The organism is Streptococcus sp. 27098_8_134 (assembly GCF_041431675.1).
Classification (GTDB): Bacteria; Bacillota; Bacilli; order Lactobacillales; family Streptococcaceae; genus Streptococcus; species Streptococcus sanguinis_R.
Window position 1 is genome coordinate 128114 of sequence record NZ_JAPVYD010000004.1, and the last position, 17777, is coordinate 145890.

General features: G+C 41.9%; 16 protein-coding genes. 3 read left to right on the forward strand and 13 right to left on the reverse strand.

Going from position 1 to position 17777, the window contains the following annotated elements; all coding sequences use genetic code 11:
- Position 1: 1 nt before the first annotated feature.
- A complete protein-coding gene (nox, locus tag O3620_RS09995; protein WP_002919045.1) occupies positions 2–1378 on the reverse strand; it encodes a H2O-forming NADH oxidase in 1377 nt (458 codons plus the stop codon).
- 258 nt (positions 1379–1636) lie between these two features.
- Between nox and O3620_RS10000 the strand changes: the two genes are divergently transcribed.
- The 3 genes from O3620_RS10000 (at position 1637) to O3620_RS10010 (ending at position 4612) form a co-directional block, all read left to right on the forward strand.
- On the forward strand, positions 1637–2572 hold the full coding sequence (locus tag O3620_RS10000; RefSeq protein WP_002919047.1) for an FAD:protein FMN transferase: 936 nt from the start codon (positions 1637–1639) through the stop codon (positions 2570–2572).
- A gap of 169 nt (positions 2573–2741) precedes the next feature.
- Entirely contained in the window at positions 2742–3347 is a 606-nt protein-coding gene (locus O3620_RS10005; protein WP_002906610.1) for an NADPH-dependent FMN reductase, read from the forward strand.
- A gap of 17 nt (positions 3348–3364) precedes the next feature.
- Positions 3365–4612 carry an NAD(P)H-dependent oxidoreductase gene (locus O3620_RS10010; protein ID WP_002919049.1) on the forward strand — a complete coding sequence of 416 codons (1248 nt, stop codon included), beginning with the start codon at positions 3365–3367 and terminating at the stop codon, positions 4610–4612.
- Positions 4613–4661: 49 nt separating this feature from the next.
- Here O3620_RS10010 and sdbB read toward each other — a convergent pair whose 3' ends face one another.
- The 12 genes from sdbB to O3620_RS10070 form a co-directional block, all read right to left on the reverse strand.
- Positions 4662–5237 carry a thiol-disulfide oxidoreductase-associated lipoprotein SdbB gene (gene sdbB, locus O3620_RS10015; protein ID WP_002919050.1) on the reverse strand — a complete coding sequence of 192 codons (576 nt, stop codon included), beginning with the start codon at positions 5235–5237 and terminating at the stop codon, positions 4662–4664.
- A 14-nt stretch (positions 5238–5251) separates the two neighbouring features.
- A complete protein-coding gene (ccdA2, locus tag O3620_RS10020; RefSeq protein ID WP_002913575.1) occupies positions 5252–5959 on the reverse strand; it encodes a thiol-disulfide oxidoreductase-associated membrane protein CcdA2 in 708 nt (235 codons plus the stop codon).
- Between the two features lie 222 nt (positions 5960–6181).
- Complete coding sequence (locus O3620_RS10025) at positions 6182–7885, reverse strand: sensor histidine kinase (protein ID WP_002919053.1); 1704 nt, start codon at positions 7883–7885, stop codon at positions 6182–6184.
- Positions 7882–8616 (reverse strand): response regulator, encoded by a 735-nt coding sequence (locus tag O3620_RS10030; protein WP_002919054.1) that lies wholly within the window; start codon positions 8614–8616, stop codon positions 7882–7884. Before O3620_RS10030 ends, O3620_RS10025 begins: the two co-directional genes overlap by 4 nt.
- A gap of 59 nt (positions 8617–8675) precedes the next feature.
- Complete coding sequence (gene msrB, locus O3620_RS10035; RefSeq protein WP_032912916.1) at positions 8676–9785, reverse strand: peptide-methionine (R)-S-oxide reductase MsrB; 1110 nt, start codon at positions 9783–9785, stop codon at positions 8676–8678.
- Between the two features lie 15 nt (positions 9786–9800).
- The gene (locus tag O3620_RS10040) at positions 9801–10364 is read right to left on the reverse strand and encodes a redoxin family protein (RefSeq protein WP_002919056.1); all 564 of its coding nucleotides are present in this window, start codon (positions 10362–10364) and stop codon (positions 9801–9803) included.
- A 70-nt stretch (positions 10365–10434) separates the two neighbouring features.
- On the reverse strand, positions 10435–10755 hold the full coding sequence (locus O3620_RS10045; protein ID WP_002919057.1) for a hypothetical protein: 321 nt from the start codon (positions 10753–10755) through the stop codon (positions 10435–10437).
- 27 nt (positions 10756–10782) lie between these two features.
- The gene (gene ccdA2, locus O3620_RS10050; protein WP_002919058.1) at positions 10783–11493 is read right to left on the reverse strand and encodes a thiol-disulfide oxidoreductase-associated membrane protein CcdA2; all 711 of its coding nucleotides are present in this window, start codon (positions 11491–11493) and stop codon (positions 10783–10785) included.
- Between the two features lie 157 nt (positions 11494–11650).
- Complete coding sequence (gene brnQ / locus O3620_RS10055) at positions 11651–12979, reverse strand: branched-chain amino acid transport system II carrier protein (RefSeq protein WP_002919059.1); 1329 nt, start codon at positions 12977–12979, stop codon at positions 11651–11653.
- 401 nt (positions 12980–13380) lie between these two features.
- A complete protein-coding gene (locus tag O3620_RS10060; protein WP_371601691.1) occupies positions 13381–13935 on the reverse strand; it encodes a GNAT family N-acetyltransferase in 555 nt (184 codons plus the stop codon).
- A gap of 55 nt (positions 13936–13990) precedes the next feature.
- The gene (locus O3620_RS10065; protein WP_002919061.1) at positions 13991–15769 is read right to left on the reverse strand and encodes an ABC transporter ATP-binding protein; all 1779 of its coding nucleotides are present in this window, start codon (positions 15767–15769) and stop codon (positions 13991–13993) included.
- A 13-nt stretch (positions 15770–15782) separates the two neighbouring features.
- Positions 15783–17519, reverse strand: coding sequence for an ABC transporter ATP-binding protein (locus O3620_RS10070; protein WP_002919062.1), 1737 nt, complete (start codon positions 17517–17519; stop codon positions 15783–15785).
- Positions 17520–17777: the final 258 nt, after the last annotated feature.

Consider the following 17777-nt stretch of genomic DNA (forward strand, 5'->3'; position numbering starts at 1 on the left):
CTTATTTAGCGCGCAAAGCTGCTTGAGTAATGTAGTTGTATGGTTTGTTGAAGTGTGGCAGGAAGAAGAGATCCAACAAGGCTAGTTTATCAATTGTAACCTTTTCCTGAATGGCCAATGAGAACATGTGAATACCCATAGACATATCTTCTCTAGAAACCATCTGAGCTCCAAGAACTACACGCGTGTCCTTATCATAGACAATCTTGATTGTAACATCATGATGCTCAACCTTTTCAAGGAAAGTTGGTTTTTGAGTGTCTTTAAACTCAACCACAGCTGGGCTGTAACCAAAGCGTTTAGCTTTTTCTTCAGTCAGACCAGTTGAAACCATCTTCAGACCAAAGATTTCGATACCGTTAGAACCTTGAACACCGTTTGATTCCAATTCATGACCGCAAGCATTATGAGCTGCTACGATACCAGAGCGCAGGGCGTTAGAAGCCAAGGCGATGTAGTTTGTATCATTGATAGAGTTATCATAAACAGTCGCACAGTCACCAATTGCATAAACATCTTTGATGCTAGTTTCTTGCTTCTTATCTACCAAGAAAGCACCATTGCGGAATGTTTCCAGCTTGCCAGCACCAAGACCAGTGTTTGGACGGAAGCCAACTGCCAAGACAACCATATCTACATCATAGCTAGCTTTATCTGTTACAATACGTTCTACCTTGTTTTCACCTTCAATAGCTTGAACAGTTTGTCCGAAGGCTAATTGAACACCATTGTCTTCAAGGTTTTGGCGCATCATATCAGACAAGTCGTGGTCATAATAACCAGCCAAGCAAGTATCCACAACGTCAATCAGAATCACTTCTTTACCAAGGCGTTTGAAGGCTTCTGCCAACTCAACCCCAATGTAACCAGCACCTACTACTGCCACACGTTCGATATGTTTGCTCTTGTCTTGCAATTTCTCGATAACATCTGCAGCATTTTGATACAGTTTTACGAATTGGAGATTTTCTAAGGTTGACTTAAATTCGCGGCTGTTAGGATCCAGCTCAGCACCTTTAATCGGAGGCAGAATTGGCTGAGAACCTGTTGCCAAAATCAATTTGTCATAAGACTCCACATGCTCTTTGCCGTCTACAATAGCTGTAACTTTTTTCGCATCATAATCAATTGACTCAACTGGTGAATTCATATAAACTTTTGCGCCTTTTGCTTCAAAAGTTTCTTTATCTGCATAAAAAAGTCCATCTGGCTTGCTGATTTGCTGTCCAATCCAAAGGGCCATTCCGCATGCCAAGAATGAAATGTTTGAGTTTTGGTCAAAAATAACTACTTCATTTTCTGCACCATAATTATCCAACATTGTATTAATACACGCTGTACCTGCGTGGTTTGCACCAACTACAACGATTTTACTCATAAGAATAGTCCTACCTTAATTTATAATTTACTAGACCAGTATATCATCTCCTGTGAGCGTTTACAAGAAATTTGCTCGATATTTTCAAAAATTCTTATCCTGCCTAAAAAGCTGTACTACCGCTGTCTCATCGCTTCGAAAATACAGCTTTGTGCGAAAGTTAATTTTCTGAAAATATAACAATTTTAAGATTGTGAAACCGGTATCTTTTTGATATAATAAGGTCAGAGAGGTTAATTTTAGAAAGGTTGTGATAATGTGGACTTCGCTTCTCGCTCGCTTCATTTGATGGGGAGTACAATTTGCATCTCTCTCTATCATGAGCGAGCGGAAATACTCTTAGATGAGGCGGTCCGACTGCTTCATGTCTATAAAAATCGCTTCAGTGCCAATGATGAAGACTCTGAACTTATGACTATCAACCATCTGGCAGGAATTAAAAGTGTCTCAGTTCATCCAGAGCTTTTTGAGCTGATTGAGCTGGGAAAATATCACAGCCTAGCAGAAGGCAGCCACTTAAATATCACAATCGGCCCTCTAGTCCAGACCTGGCGGATAGGATTTTCAGACGCCCGTCTCCCAAGTACAGAGGAGATTCAGCAAGCTCTGAGCCTGACTGACCCAAACTTGCTTGAGCTGAATCCAGAAGACCGTAGTGTCTTTTTGGCTAAGAAAGGCATGAAACTGGATCTAGGCGCCTTGGCTAAAGGCTATATCGCTGATAAGATTAAGGACTATTTGCTGAGTCAGGGAGTGACTTCTGCTCTTATCAATCTTGGTGGCAATGTACTAACCATTGGGCAAAATGCAGTCAGCCAGCGCGCCTGGCGGATTGGCATCCAAAATCCCAAGCTGTTACGCGGCAATCACTCAGCTATACTTGCTGTCACCAATCAGTCAGTGGTCACATCAGGAATCTACGAGCGAACCCTTACAGTTGAGGGGCAGAACTACCATCACATTCTGGATCGCAAAACAGGCTATCCTATCGAAAATCAATTAGCTAGTCTGACCATTGTTTCAGACAAGTCGGTAGATGGCGAAATCTGGACAACTCGTTTATTTGGTGAAAGTCCGACATCAATTCTGTCACAGATTGAACAGCAAACAGGGATTGAAGCCTTGATTATCACCCAAGACAGTCAACTCTTCTGTAGCTCAGGTCTTTTAGAGCAGATTATTCCTGCTTCTTAATTCAAAAGTGATAAATTTGCTGCCACACCAAATGCTACCTCTATCCCCCTAGCTTTTATAAACAATGCCCATTTAAAAACGCCCTCTCTTTCTTCTAGGTTTTACTTGCCTAAAGAAAAATAAATACTCACATGAGGGCTCTGTATCTTAATTTCAGAAAGGAAATTTTATGTTAAAACTTATTGCAATTGTTGGAACAAATTCTAACCGTTCTACAAACCGGCAACTTCTTCAATATATGTCTAAGCACTTCGCTGACAAGGCTGAAATCGAGCTGGTTGAGATTAAAGATATTCCTATGTTTAATAAACCTGCTGACAGAAATGTGCCTGAATTGGTATCAGAAATTGCCGAAAAAATTGATGCAGCGGATGGCGTACTTATCGGCACACCTGAATACGACCATTCTATCCCAGCTGTGCTCATGAATGCCCTAGCTTGGCTTTCTTATGGTATCTATCCACTGCTGAACAAGCCGGTCATGATCACTGGTGCTTCTTATGGTACACTTGGCTCCTCTCGTGCCCAATTGCAGCTCCGTCAAATTTTGAACGCTCCAGAAATCAAGGCAACTGTTCTTCCAGATGAGTTCTTGCTTTCACATTCTCTTCAAGCTTTTGACCAAAGCGGAGACTTGGTAGATCTTGACGTTGTCAAAAAATTGGATGCTATCTTTGATGACTTCCGTATCTTTGTCAAAATCACTGAAAAATTGCGCAACGCACAAGAATTGCTTCGCAAAGATGCTGAAGAATTTAACTGGGAAAAATTGTAAGATAGGAGACTGAAAGAATGAAATTTGTTGGAATTGTAGGATCAAACTACGAACAATCATATAACCGAAAATTATTGGAATTCATCCGCCGTCAGTTCAAAATTAAATTTGAATTGGAAGTCTTAGAAATCGATGAAGTCCCAATGTTTAACCAGGATGAAAAATGGGATGAAAGCTTCCAATTACGTTATTTGTATAACAAAATCACACGTGCAGACGGTGTCATCATCGCAACTCCTGAGCACAATCATACTATCAGTGCTCCTTTGAAGAGTGTCTTAGAATGGCTCTCTTACGAGGTTCATCCTTTCGAAAACAAGCCGGTCATGATTGTTGGTGCATCATACTACGACCAAGGAACTTCTCGTGCTCAAGTTCACCTGCGTAAAATCCTAGATGCTCCTGGTGTCAATGCTTATACCCTTCCAGGCAATGAGTTCCTGTTGGGCAAAGCCAAGGAAGCTTTTGACAATGATGGCAATATCACCAACGAAGGAACTGTGAATTTCCTTGAAACATGCTTAGATAACTTTATCAAATATGTAGAGGTCGTTTCAAAATTGAAAAAACCAAAACCAATTGAACCTGAAGACTTAGACTGCGGAAAACCAATCGCTACGACAATTACAGAAGTTGATCCAGATGATCCAGAATGGGTGGAAAAAGTCGCTGAAATCACTGGCGCTGTTTCAGGCGATACTTATGTCAAACTCGACCATGGTATCTTGACCGTTAATCAAATTGATATGTTCTTAAAAGCTATGCCATTTGAATTGACATACGCTGACGATAACAACCAATTCCTCTACTACAACAACGCCCACCAAGACCCAGACACCATGTTTGCTAAACGTGTGCCACCTCAATCAGGTAGCCGTATGTCAACTGTTCATGGTTCTCTTCCACCAGCTCGGATGAAGAATGTAGAGTGGGTTATCGGAACACTTCGCAACGGAAATCAAGAATACGTACGTACAATCGTCCCAGGTTCACCTGCAGGCGTTATCAATACTCACAACTACCAGGCTATGTATTATCCTGACGGATCATACGCAGGTATCAATGAAATCGTCTTTAATTTCCAACCATGGCTCGACTGGTACTTAAAAGAAACTGGTCAACGTTTGGTTGGAGGCAGTGGACCATTCGCTCCTGCTGCTGGAGGCCATGGAGACACAGATGCTACTTCTGGTGCTTCTGATGCTGGAGGCGATGGTGGTCACGGAGGCGGAGCAGCTGATGCGACATCAGGTGCTAGCGTTTAATCACCTTACAAACTAAAAAGAATGGACTTATGATCCATTCTTTTTTACTTTATTTCATTTCTTTGAAAGCTACTTCTGCATCAGCATTACTGATAGCCCCAAACTGGATTTTACCGATTTTCCCTTGACTGTCAATAAGGATTTCAGTTGGGATGCTACGAATTTGATAGGCTTGGAAAATTTCTCCTGAAGTGTCAAATAGAACTGGTACATCTTTATAACCTTGTTCTTGAAACCATTTTGGGAATTCCTCAGCAGACTTCTCTCCTTGGAGACCTGGTGCTACAACTGTCAAGATTTCAAAATCACGATCTGTTTTACCAGCTAATTCGACCAATTCTGGCATACTCTTCTTACAAGGTCCGCACCAAGAAGCCCAAAATTTTAGATACACTTTCTTGCCTTTGTAGTCAGAAAGTTTGACTGTTTTTCCATCCATAGACTGCAAAGTAAAGTCGGGCGCCTCTTGACCGACAGCTGCTTGGGCGACTGTACTTGTCTGAGAGGCCTCACTTGATGAACTGCTGGTTGTAGGCATAGTCATAGGCTTCTCTTCTTGTTCCGAGCAGGCTGCCAAAAAGGCAACAGCTGACACAGTTGCTAATAATGTAACGAATTTTTTCATATTTCTTTCTCCTTTTATCCAAAAAGTCCAGACAGAGCATTAAGCTGTCCTAACATCAGCAAAATTCCCATCAGAATAATCAGGGCTCCGCCGATTTTCTTCATCAGGCCCATATAAGGCTTGATTTTATTAAAATACTGCATAACAAAGCTAGACGCCAAAGCTAGGATTAGGAAAGGCAGGGCCATTCCTAAAGTGTAAATCAAGGTCAAAATTGCTCCCTGAAATGCACCATTCCCACCTGAAGCTGCTAAGGCTAAAACTGAGCTGAGGATTGGTCCAATGCAAGGAGTCCAACCAAAGCTAAAGGTAATCCCTAGTAAGAAAGCAGACCAAAAATGATGTTTCTGACCGTTCTTTTTGAAAGTCAAACTCTTTTGAATCTGTAATTGGCGAATGTTAATAAGCTCCATCTGATGCAGACCTAGCAAAATGATGAGGCCCCCCATCACATAACGAAAGGTCGAACTGTAAATAATAGTTCCTAAAAATCCAGCCCCAAAACCTAGCAAAAAGAAAACTGTTGAGATACCCGCAATGAAAAAGAGTGTTCTAACCATTCCCTGCCAAGCAAGCTCTCGGCCGAATACTTTCAGGGTCTTGACCTCCTTGTCATCCAATAAAATGCCAATATAAACCGGCAATAAAGGAAAAATACAAGGGGAAAAGAAGGACAAAATACCCGCTAAAAAAACTGAAACAAAAAATAAAGGCGACTCCATTTACTCTCCTCTAACTCCTTACCTAGAATATTCATTCATTTATCATTATAAATGAATCTTATAGATTTTTCACAAATCCGCTACGGTAATTTTCTGGTAAACATAATGTAGCTCGGAAAAGAGAAAATTTTACTTGATGAACAGCAAAATCAGTACATTTTTTCAAACAGTAAAAAGCCGGAGAAAATCCTACCGGCTTGAATATTTTAAAACTTAATAGATTTAATCATCTGTAACTAGCGGCAAATAAAAACTAATCTTGGTGAATTTATCTGGTTCAGAATCGATTTCCATATGGTAGTCGTCCCCGAACTGCAATCTTAAGCGTTGATCAACATTTTTCAGACCGACACCACCTAAGCGAGGGAGAGTCATGTCCGTAGAGTCGCGGAGTTCAAAGCCACGGCCGTTATCATAGATAGACAGTATCAGTTGCCCATCTTCTGCTGCTGCAGTAACTTGAATCATGCCCTGTCTGTCAATTTCCTTGATTCCATGGTAGATGGCATTTTCAACCAAAGGCTGAAGTACCAGCTTGGGCAGTTTATAATCAGCTATAGATTCATCCTCTTCAATCTCATATTGGAGCTTGTCACCATAGCGCTGCTTCTGGATAAAAAGATATTGACGAACGTGATCAATCTCATCTTTGAGAGCAATCTGTTCATGTCCTTGATTGAGCGCCAAGCGGAAATACTGGGCGAGTGATTTTGTTACCTCAACAACACGCTTGCTATCATTAAACTCAGCCATCCAGACAATCGTATCTAAGGTATTATAAAGGAAATGGGGGTTGATTTGAGCTGAGAGAGCTCGGAGCTCATAGCGGCGGACATTTTGTTCTTCAGTCTTAACAGCTTCCATTAGTTGTTCAATTTGGTCCAGCATTTTATTGAACTGCTGAGCCAAGTCAACCAACTCTGGAGAACCCTTAGCTTCCGCTCGCAGATTTGAGTCGCCTGCCCCAATCTTCAGAATAACAGCTTGTAGATTCTGAAGAGGCTTAATCCACAAACGCAGGACAAACCAAATACCAGTCAAGCACATCAGGAGTGCTAAAACGCCCATTCCTATAAAAGAATAAAGCATCTGTGACTGAAGCATCTGTAATTGCTCTAAAGAGGCAACGCCAATTAAAGTCCAGTCGCTGTCTGCGATATCAATCTGATAGACAAAAGCCTCTTTCTGGTCTGCGTAACCATCCTTGACCGAGATATAGGACTGCATAGCTTTCATTTCCTGACTGGAGGAGTAAACACTTTTCTTAGGATGATAGACAAATTCATGCTGGCTATTGACAATAAAGCTAAAGCCCTTCTTTCCTAGCTGAAGCCGATCCAAATAGGCTTTGAGACTATTGTAGCCAATATCCAAACGTAAAACACCTAGATTCTGCCCTGTTTCATCCACTACTTCCTGAGTGACGGAAACAACCCACTTCTCTTTCTCTGATGACAGAGACTCTTTGCGAGCAGGAGTCAAGACAGGCATGGCTCTGGTATGGACAGCTTCCTGATACCATTTTTCATTCATCATATCAGAGGATGTCTGCATGCTGATTTGAGTATCTGTCGAGACCACGCGCCCGTCCTTGGTAACCAATACTGCCGACACTAAATCCGGATCTGTTTCAATGATGGTTTTCATCAAAGCCTGTACTGACGTTTCGCTGCTTTCTTGATTCTGAGCAAACTTCCGAATCGTTTCTTCCTTGCTCAGTGTGGAGGTGGTTTGTTTTAATTTTTGCAAATAGGAAGCAATGAACTGCCCGCTTTGCTCCATGCTATTGCGCGTCGTCCGCTCTGTCAGCTGCCGAATAGTCCCCGAGCTAGTCTGATAGTAAAGACTCCCAACAAATCCCAAGAGTAAAAGAACCAACAGAAAAATATAGACAATCAATTGGATAAGAAGCGGATATCGTTTCATTTCTCCTCTCCTTTTTTAAACTGCCGAGGTGTCAGCCCAACCACCTGCTTGAAGCGCTGAGAAAAATAGTTCATATCTTCAAAACCTACCTGCTCTGCTATTTCATAAATCTTCAAATCTGTAGTCAGGAGTAAGAGTTTTGCTTTTTTCATCCGCTCTTGGATCAGATAATCTTGAAAGGGCAAGCCTAGTTCTTTTTTGATAAGAACACTAAGGTAGGACGGACTAAACCCTAATTGGAAAGCCAAATTTTTCAGACTTAATTCTGAATCAGCAAGACGCGCATGAATAGCATCTTCCAACTCAGAGTGCTGTCCCTGATCAACCAAATTTTGAATCTGGGCTTTTTTACGTTCCTTATCAAGTTTGGTCTGCACCTTGGCCAACATTTCCTCAACATCATCCCTGGAAAAGGGCTTGAGAAGATAGTCATCTGCACCTAGCTTAATAGCCATCCGAGCATAGTCAAAATCATCATAGCCCGTCAGAAAAACGATATGGCACTTAGGAGCCTGGTCTCTGACTAGCTTGGCCAATTCAAGGCCGTTCATCTGTGGCATATTGATATCGGTCAGCAGGATGTCAGCAGGATTTTCCTGAAATTTCTGCCAAGCTTCTATTCCATTTTCAGCCTGGGCAATGACTTGCATGCCAAACTGCTCATAGTTTACCAAGGACGCAATCCCCTGTCTTACTAGATACTCATCCTCTACAATCATAATTGAATACACAAGATTCAACTCCTTATTTATACTGGATTTATTATAGCAAATTTTCAATCAAAATGCTCTTAAACATAATCCAAAAGATAACCGTAGCCCTTCTCCTCCATTTCAGCTTTTGGAATGAACTTGATTGACAGACTATTGATGCAATAGCGCAAGCCACCCTTGTCCTTAGGACCGTCAGTGAAAACATGGCCCAGATGGGAATTTCCAACTCGACTGCGAACTTCTGTCCGTGTCATGTTGAAACTCTTGTCTTCTTTGTAAGTTGCAACATCTGGACTGATAGGACGGGTGAAACTCGGCCAACCGCAACCTGAGTCAAACTTATCCTTTGATGAAAAAAGAGGCTCGCCTGTCACCACATCCACATAGATACCAGCATCAAACTTATCCCAATAGCGGTTAGAAAAGGCCCGCTCTGTGTCATTCTTTTGTGTGACTGCATATTCTTCTGGCGAGAGCTTAGCCTTAATCTCTTCATCGCTAGGCTTAGGATAGCGACTAGCTTCGATAACTGGGTAAGCAGCTTGATTGACATCGATATGGCAATATCCATTAGGATTCTTTTTTAGGTAATCCTGATGATAATCTTCTGCTTTGATAAAGTTTTTCAGAGGTTCTTTTTCAACAGCTAAAGGCTTATCATATTTCTTAGCAACTTCATCAAAGACCTGGTTAATGGTATCTAGATCAGCTTCATCCTTATAATAAACACCTGTCCGATACTGGGTACCCTGATCATTTCCCTGCTTGTTTTTAGAAGTTGGATCAATAATGCGGAAATAGTGAAGCAGAATTTCTTTTAGCGAAATTTTCTTGGCATTGTAAGTGATGTGAACAGTCTCAGCGTGACCAGTTTGAGAGACTAATTCATACTTGGTCGTGTCTCCCTTACCATTTGCATAGCCTGATACTGCATCAAGTACACCTGGCACGCGAGAAAAGTACTCTTCTACTCCCCAGAAACAGCCACCAGCCAGATAAATCTCCCGCTTGTCTTCTTCCTTGACATCTTCTTGCTTTTGTTGGGATACAGTTTCTGTCTTGCTCATAGAGGCTTTCTTGATCTGTTCAGGAGATGATTGCTTACCATTCCCCGCAATCACATAGACCAGTCCAAAGCAGACAAGCAAACCAAGCATAACCAGAAGAATTTTCCATTTGCCTTCCATGTTCATTGCTCCTTTCTACTTGATTTCTTTCAATGTTTTCTCAATATCTTCCTTGCTCATGTAGCCAATATGTGTCTTGGCAAGAGAACCGTCGCTTCCTACGAATAGAGCAGATGGATAAGAGCGAATACCGTATTCTTTCAGCAATTCACCCTTGGTGTCCATGAGAACTGGGAAGTCTTTATAATCCAAAGATTTGTACCATTCCTTGAAATCATCAGCAGACTTTTCTCCATTAAAAGTCGGAGACACCACCGATAGAACAACATAATCTTTTCCTGACTGCTCCTTAGCCAAATCATTAGTATCACCAAGAGTAGATAGACAGATAGAGCACCAAGAAGCCCAAAACTTAAGATATACTTTCTTGCCCTTGAAATCAGACAGCTTGTAGGTCTTGCCGTCCACTCCTTGCAGACTAAAGTCCTTGGCCATCTTGGTAGATTGCCCAGAATCAGCTTTTGTTTCCATATTACTTTTATCACTTTTAGAAATTTCCGAGTTCATTTTCTGATTTGAACAGGCCCCCAATAAGCCGACACAAAGCAGACTGACAGTCAATATCGATAACTTCTTCATCGTTTTCTTTCCTTTCAAAATAAGGAGAAAGCCGGCAAAACTGACGACTTTCTTTCCTATGGTGGAATTCTTATTTTTCAGATGACATTTCGGATGAATCTTTCATGTCATCCTTCATGCTTGAATCACTTGATTTCATATCATCTTTCATGTCAGACTTACTGTCGGACATCATTGAAGAGTCCTTCATGTCATCCTTTTTCATCTTATCATCAGACATGCTAGAGTCTTTCATATCCTCCTTCTTCATGTCGTCTTTTTTCATGTCATCTTTCTTCATCATGCTGCTGTCATCCGTCTTCTTCATATCAGAATCTGATTTTTGATTAGAGCAGGCAGCTAGGACAAAGACACTAAGTGCAGCGATTGTAAGTGTAGCGATTTTTTTCATGATGTTTCTCCTTTAATTATATAATATTTATCCAAATAATGATGCTAGGATGTTGAGATTTCCCAGCATGAGCAAAATTCCCATGAGAATGATGAGTGCTCCGCCGATTTTCTTAAGCGTTCCCATATAAGGTTTGAGTTTCGCAAAACGCTGTAATACCCAGCCAGAAGCCAAAGCCATGGCTAGAAAAGGAAGGGCTAATCCAAGTGTATAAACCAACATAAGCAAGCCTCCCTGAAGAGCGCCGTTGCCTCCTGAAGCTGCAATAGCTAAGACAGAACTCAGAACAGGTCCTACACAGGGCGTCCAACCAAAGCTAAAGGTAATACCCAAGAGAAAAGCGTTAAGAAAATCACTTCTTTTACTATTCTTTTTAAGTTGGATGCTCCTTTGCTTTTGCAGTTGCTGGATATTAATGATTCCCATCTGGTGGATTCCCAGTAGAATGACAATACCGCCCAGAACATAGCGAAACCAAGGGGCATAGAGAACTTGCCCTAGAGCGCCAGCTCCGTAGCCCAAAACTAAGAATACAGTTGATAAGCCGGCTATAAAGCAGAGCGTCTTAGCTAGACCATACCAGGAAATGTCTTTTCCCATAAATCGAACCGTTTTCGGCTGGTCCGAATCCAGCAAAATTCCCACATAGACTGGCATAAGCGGTAAAATACAGGGCGAGAAAAAAGATAGAATCCCCGCCAGAAAAACAGAAATAAAGAACAAAAAACTTGTTGCCATTTAAAAAACCTCTCTATCAATTTCTGACTCTAGTATAAAATAAAAATCTCCCTAAAAATAGGGAGATAGATTTGAAAAAACTTGAATTTGATGTTATATTGCTTGAGATTTCTGGATTTGGCAAAAACATCCACCACATTGTGGCGTATGTCATCTATTAGCTTTCTATCTCAAAGCGCTCACTCTTCTGCTTATTTGGCAAAAAGAGAGAAAGTAGGATTCCAACTAGAGCTGGCACCAACCAAGGCAGGGAAGTCTGAGCAAACGGAAGGGCATTTACAATATCACTTACCTTTGTAATATTGAACTGCTGCCCAAGAATGCCCGCAAAGGAAATCACAGTCACTGCTGCTACTGTCAATTGCATACCGATTTTGGATAGTGGCAAGAATTTATTGACAATGACAATCAGTACGATAACAATGGTAATTGGATAGAGAATTTGCAAGACTGGAACAGAATATTGGATAATGGCATTGAGGCCAAGATTGGCAATCGCAAATCCAATCAAAGTAAAGACAGTTGCGTAAACTTTATAAGATACCTTAGGGAAAGTTTTATGGAAGAATTCCCCAGTCGATACAATAAGTCCCGCAGTTGTTGTAAAACAAGTCACAGTAACCATAGCTGCAAGGAAAATCTGTGCTGTAGGTCCAAAGATAGCCTGTGTCGCCTGCGATAGGACATAAACACCTGGATTGCCTTTGGCAATAATCTCGGCTGGAACTGGGAAATGATTGCCCAGAAAAGCCAAACCGATATACATGGCGCTAAAACCCAAGGCTACCATCAAACCAACAACCCAGATGGTTAAAACATATTCCTTTTTATTCTTGAAACCTAGCTGGTTAAGAGTTGTTACTGTGATTACGCTGAAGGCCACGGAAGCCAAGGCATCCAAAGTGTTATAACCTTCCAAGAACCCTTGCCCAAAAGCTGACGTAGCATAAGCTTCTGATGCCTGCTGAGGTGTCGTTGTTCCGTATTTCAAAGCTCCTAGAATAACTAAGATAATAATCAAAACTGCAAAGACAGGCGTCAGAATACGTCCAATCCGATCCAAAATCTTAGATGGATTCAAAGAAATCAGATAAGCTGCCACAAAGTAAAGGGTTGTGAAAACAATCAATCCCATACCTGTCATATTTTTAGACAGCATAGGCGCGATACCAACTTCATAGGCCACCGTCGCTGTCCGCGGAATAGCAAAGAAAGGCCCAATTGACAAATACAAGGTTACAAGATAGACAATAGCAAACCAAGGCGCAATCTTCTGAGAAATCTCGTGAATATAGCCCTTGGGATTGAGCGTTCCGATAATCAAAGTCAGAACAGCAAGTCCAACCCCAGACAGGACAAATCCTGCAATAGCTGGCCAAAAATGCTGACCAGATAATGTTCCAAGTGAAGGCGGGAAGATCAAGTTTCCAGCACCGAAAAACATTCCAAACAGGAGCAAACCTGTCAAGGCACCTTTTTTAATCACGAGAATCTCCTTTTTAATTTTTCATGCTTTATCATTATATACGTAAATAGCCCGCTCCGCAACACTTTTAACTTTTCACGGTAAGTTAGTTTAAAAAACGAAATAAATCGAAATATTTTTGAAGATTTTTAGCAAATCCCTGACTTATCCACAGATTTAAGGCTTATTTTAAAGCGATATAAATAAGTTTGTTTTAAATCGTATGATTCACCAACCTATCTCTATCTTTTTTTGATGGTTTACTTTCTTTAAACAGATATACTCAACTATTGCTGAATGCGAGAAAAATACAATATTGTCCTTCCTAATCCAAAACAAAATAAAAGAGATTTTTCATAGTAAAAAGGTTGAGACATCTTATCTCAACCTTTTAAAAATGGCTATAAATCATTTAGCACTCTTTACACATCGCTAAATCTTCTGTGCTTAATTTCGAATTCAAAGAAGTTCTTCTCTTGCAGCATATGGAAAATATCTCGATAAGCCTCCTCATCAAAATGATGTCCCAAATACAAGATTTCAAAGCTTAACCCTTCATATTCCAGAAAGGCATTGGTCGTTCGAAAGCCGTTACGCTTATAGAAGTCCATACGTGCTTGACATTGCTCTAGATTGTCACATTCTTCATCGACACGTTCTACCTCTAGAACCATAGTTTTTTGATAAAACTCTGTCAGTTTATGAATAATTTCTCCCCCATAGCCATGGCTGCGAAGGTGCGGCATAATCGCAAAGAAGCTAACGTAGAACATTTTGTCGTTATAAACTGCAAAAGCAAAACCAACAAATTCTTCCTCATTGTAGAAGGCAAAGAAATGAGAACGTTTATCGTTTGTATAACGAAGAAATTCGCTGATAGGAACCCTTTCCTCTACAGGAAAAGCCTCGCGGTTTAAGGCCTCAACCTTATCCAAATCAGGAAATTCTGCTGTAATAATTTGACTCGTTAAAGACATTGCTACCTCACTTTGCTTATATTCTAGCAGTTGTCAAAAAATTTAGCAAGCGTTATCAAGCTTCTTCCGCTTTTTTAGAAAATTGACTCTGATAAAGGTCATAATAAAATCCTTTATCAGCCAATAGGCTCTCATGATTGCCTTGCTCGATAATCTGACCATCTTTGAGCACCAAAATCTTATCCGCTTCCTGAATGGTCGACAGTCGGTGAGCAATGACAAAACTAGTCCTGCCCTGCATGAGTGTTTTCATAGCCTTCTGAATCAAGAGCTCCAGCCGTGTATCGACAGATGAGGTCGCTTCATCCAAAATCAGAATCTTAGGATTGGCCAAAAGAGCCCTCGCAATCGTAAGCAACTGCTTCTGCCCTAGAGAGATATTGCTGGATTCTTGGTTCATTTCCATATTGTAGCCGCCTGGCAAGGTCCGAATAAAGTGGTCCACATTAGCCGCCTTGGCCGCTTCTACAATTTCTTCATCAGTAGCTTGCAGATTGCCAAAGCGAAGATTTTCCTTGATAGTCCCCTCATAAAGCCAGGCATCCTGCAGCACCATACCGAACTGTTTACGGTAGTCCTGACGGGACAGATGTCGTATATCATGCCCATCAACTGTAATCGCGCCTTTGGTCACATCGTAGAAACGCATAAGCAGGTTGATCAGCGTGGTCTTACCAGCACCAGTCGGACCAACAATAGCCACCATTTCTCCAGGTTTGACTTCCAGATTGAAATTCCGAATGAGCGGTTTGTCTGCCACATACTGGAAGTCCACATCCTTGAAGCTAACCTGACCTGTCAGATCTTGATCCAGCTTTTCTGTCTCATCATTGACTTCATCTGCTTCATCCAGCACTTGGAAAATCCGGTCTAAAGAAGACTTGGCACTCTGCAGCTGACCTGCTAACTGAGTCAGGTTTTGAATGGGCTGGTTAATCTGCCAGACGTACTGAACAAAAGCTTGCATATTTCCGACTGTCAAGCGCCCAGCGATAACCTGAAGGCCGCCCAGCAGAGCCAGCAAGAGGTAGGTCAGATCTGAAATAACATTCAAAACAGGCATCATCAAACCAGAGATAAAGCTAGCCTTAAAACCTACTTTTTGCAGATTTTGCGTAATTTGACGAAAATCCTCCTGGGAGCTTTCTTCTCTGACATAGAGCTTCAAGATATTAAAACCAGTCAGATTTTCCTGAACAAAGCCATTCATAGCTCCCAGTGCATCTGCCTGCTGTTTAAAGTAAGGTTGGGATTTCTTCACGATAAAGCGGGCACTAAGGTAGGTAATCGGAATCGAAACTACCACAATGATACCCAACTGCAGATTGAGTACCAATACCATGACGATAACCAAAATCAGAGTAAAGACTGCATTGATAACCTGCAGAAAAGACTGCTGCAAGGCATTTGAAACAGCTTCGACATCGCTGGTAAAACGCCCCAACAAGTCACCAAACTGGTGCTTATCAAAGTAAGAAACGGGAATGCGATTAATCTTATGACTAAGTTCATCGCGCAAGTCACGAACGGTAGCCTGCACTGCATTGGTCATAAAATAATTAGAATAGTAAGAACCGATTTCATAAAAAATCGCCCGCACAAAATACAAGACCATGACCCAGCCGACATAGGATACATTAATCTGGGCACCAGCTACCCCCTTTGCCATATCCAGCAAATTATTTGTCAACTCTGTAATGGCCAGTCCTAAAACAAAGGGTTCGACAACACTCATAACGACACTGAGGATTTTGAGGAAGATTGCAAAGGCGACTGCAAACTTATAAACTTTTAGGTAGCTCCACAGGCGAGCAAAAGTAGATGTGTTTTTCATATCAGTCTCCTTTCTATTCCTCTGTCAAAGCTTGATTTTTCAGCTGCGAATCCGCAATCTCACGATAAATATCATTGGTTTCCATCAGCTCTTCATGCTTCCCGCGTCCAACGATTTCACCCTGATCCAGAACAATAATTTGGTCAGCGTCCATGATGGTTCCCACCCGCTGGGCTACAATCAGCACCGTTGCTTGACCTGTCACTTCTTTGAGACGACGACGAAGCACCGCATCTGTCTTATAATCCAGAGCAGAAAAAGAGTCGTCAAAGATATAAATATCCGGCTTTTTGACCACCGCACGGGCGATAGAGAGCCGTTGCTTCTGCCCTCCGGATAGATTGCTGCCTCCCTCGGCCAGATGAGTCTCAAAACGCTCTTCCCGACTCTCGATAAAATCCTTGGCTTGAGCAACATCAGCCGCCTGACTAAGCTCTTCCTGGCTAGCCTCTTCCTTTCCATAGCGCAGGTTCGCTGCGATGGTTCCGGTAAATAGCAGAGCCTTCTGCGGAATAAAGCCAATCTTCTGACGCAGAGCTTTCAGATTGTACTCACGGACGTCCACACCGTCCACTAAAATCTTACCTAGTGTTACATCGTAAAAGCGCGGAATCAACTGTACCAGTGTAGACTTACCAGAACCAGTAGAGCCGATAAAGGCAATAGTCTCACCTGGCTTGGCCTTGAAGGAAATATTATGCAGTACAGGACTCTCCGTCTCACCCGGATAGGCGAAGGTTACATTGTCGAACTCCAGATAACCCTGCGTATCTGTCTCGGTTACACCATCTTCGTTAGGATTGATGGAAATGGGCATATCCATGACTTCCTTGAGCCGCTGGCTCGATACCGCCGTCCGAGGATACATGGTAAAGAGATTGGCTAAGAAGAGGAAGGACAGCAGGGCGTGAAAGCTGTATTCGATAAAGGCAACGAGATTTCCGATTTCAAGGCTGCCATCCCTCAATGGATCTAGGGCAAACCAGACAATGGCCACAATCATCGCAATAATAATCTGCACAAAGAGCGGCTCTGTCAGACCAGTCAGCTTAAAGAGCTTATTGGAGTTTTGCGCATAGACCTCATTTTCATCAGCAAAACGCTTCTCTTGAAATTCCTCTCTTGCAAAAGCTCGAATAACGCGCAGACCAGTCAAATTTTCCCTCACATACTGATTAATCTTATCAAGGGTCTTCTGCTGCTTTTCAGACAAGGGCTTAGTTTTAACCGCCACATAAATGACCACAACAGCCAAGAAGGGCACTGAAACAGCTACAATCCAGGCCAGAGACGGACTGGTCAAGAAAATCATGAGAATACTAGACAGCATCATCATGGGAGTAATGACACCCATTTTCAGGGTTTGCTCTGCAAACTGCATGAGTACAAAAGCATCCGAGGTCAAGCGCGTGACCAAAGAGGATACACCGATTTGCTCATACTCATGATGAGAATACTCTTGCAGCTTAGCATAGAGATCATTGCGCATATCCTGCACCATGGTCGTCGTTAGCTTCCCAGCCGCATAAGCCAGAACGATTCGCCCCAGCACTCCTAAGATAATAACGCCAAACATCACCCAAGCCCAGAAAAAGAGCCGGTCTGTCTGCTTGGGATTGATTCCCTCATCAATCATCCGAGCCAGCACCGTTGGCAGACCTAGATTGACGATTACAAAAAAGATTGCCGCGACAAAGTCCAAGACTAGCCACTTAGGATATCTCTTCAAATAAGACCAAATGTATAACATAACGCCTCCTTCACTATCTATTCAAAAATAACTCACTCTAAAGCACTCAGTGCCTTTAAAACACAGAAAAGAGCGCGCAAATGCACGCTTTAATACAAATATTATAACAAAAATATGAAAGAGCGTAAAGGTCATTTCAGACTGTTTTCTGCTTATCATCAACCTCATAAATGACTGTCAGCAACAAACTGCCTGAAAGCAGACCAGCAACTGTTTTAATTGCTTGACTTATGTAAAAAAACAAACCTAGTTTTCACT

Excerpts from the sequence above, each read along its gene's own strand:
- O3620_RS10025 (WP_002919053.1), bottom strand. The coding sequence starts at position 7,885 with ATGAAACGATATCCGCTTCTTATCCAATTGATTGTCTATATTTTTCTG.
- O3620_RS10065 (WP_002919061.1), bottom strand. The coding sequence starts at position 15,769 with ATGAAAAACACATCTACTTTTGCTCGCCTGTGGAGCTACCTAAAAGTT.
- nox (WP_002919045.1), bottom strand. The coding sequence starts at position 1,378 with ATGAGTAAAATCGTTGTAGTTGGTGCAAACCACGCAGGTACAGCGTGT.
- O3620_RS10040 (WP_002919056.1), bottom strand. The coding sequence starts at position 10,364 with ATGAAGAAGTTATCGATATTGACTGTCAGTCTGCTTTGTGTCGGCTTA.
- sdbB (WP_002919050.1), bottom strand. The coding sequence starts at position 5,237 with ATGAAAAAATTCGTTACATTATTAGCAACTGTGTCAGCTGTTGCCTTT.
- ccdA2 (WP_002913575.1), bottom strand. The coding sequence starts at position 5,959 with ATGGAGTCGCCTTTATTTTTTGTTTCAGTTTTTTTAGCGGGTATTTTG.
- O3620_RS10045 (WP_002919057.1), bottom strand. The coding sequence starts at position 10,755 with ATGAAAAAAATCGCTACACTTACAATCGCTGCACTTAGTGTCTTTGTC.
- msrB (WP_032912916.1), bottom strand. The coding sequence starts at position 9,785 with ATGGAAGGCAAATGGAAAATTCTTCTGGTTATGCTTGGTTTGCTTGTC.
- O3620_RS10060 (WP_371601691.1), bottom strand. The coding sequence starts at position 13,935 with ATGTCTTTAACGAGTCAAATTATTACAGCAGAATTTCCTGATTTGGAT.
- O3620_RS10010 (WP_002919049.1), top strand. The coding sequence starts at position 3,365 with ATGAAATTTGTTGGAATTGTAGGATCAAACTACGAACAATCATATAAC.
- O3620_RS10005 (WP_002906610.1), top strand. The coding sequence starts at position 2,742 with ATGTTAAAACTTATTGCAATTGTTGGAACAAATTCTAACCGTTCTACA.
- O3620_RS10070 (WP_002919062.1), bottom strand. The coding sequence starts at position 17,519 with ATGTTATACATTTGGTCTTATTTGAAGAGATATCCTAAGTGGCTAGTC.
- ccdA2 (WP_002919058.1), bottom strand. The coding sequence starts at position 11,493 with ATGGCAACAAGTTTTTTGTTCTTTATTTCTGTTTTTCTGGCGGGGATT.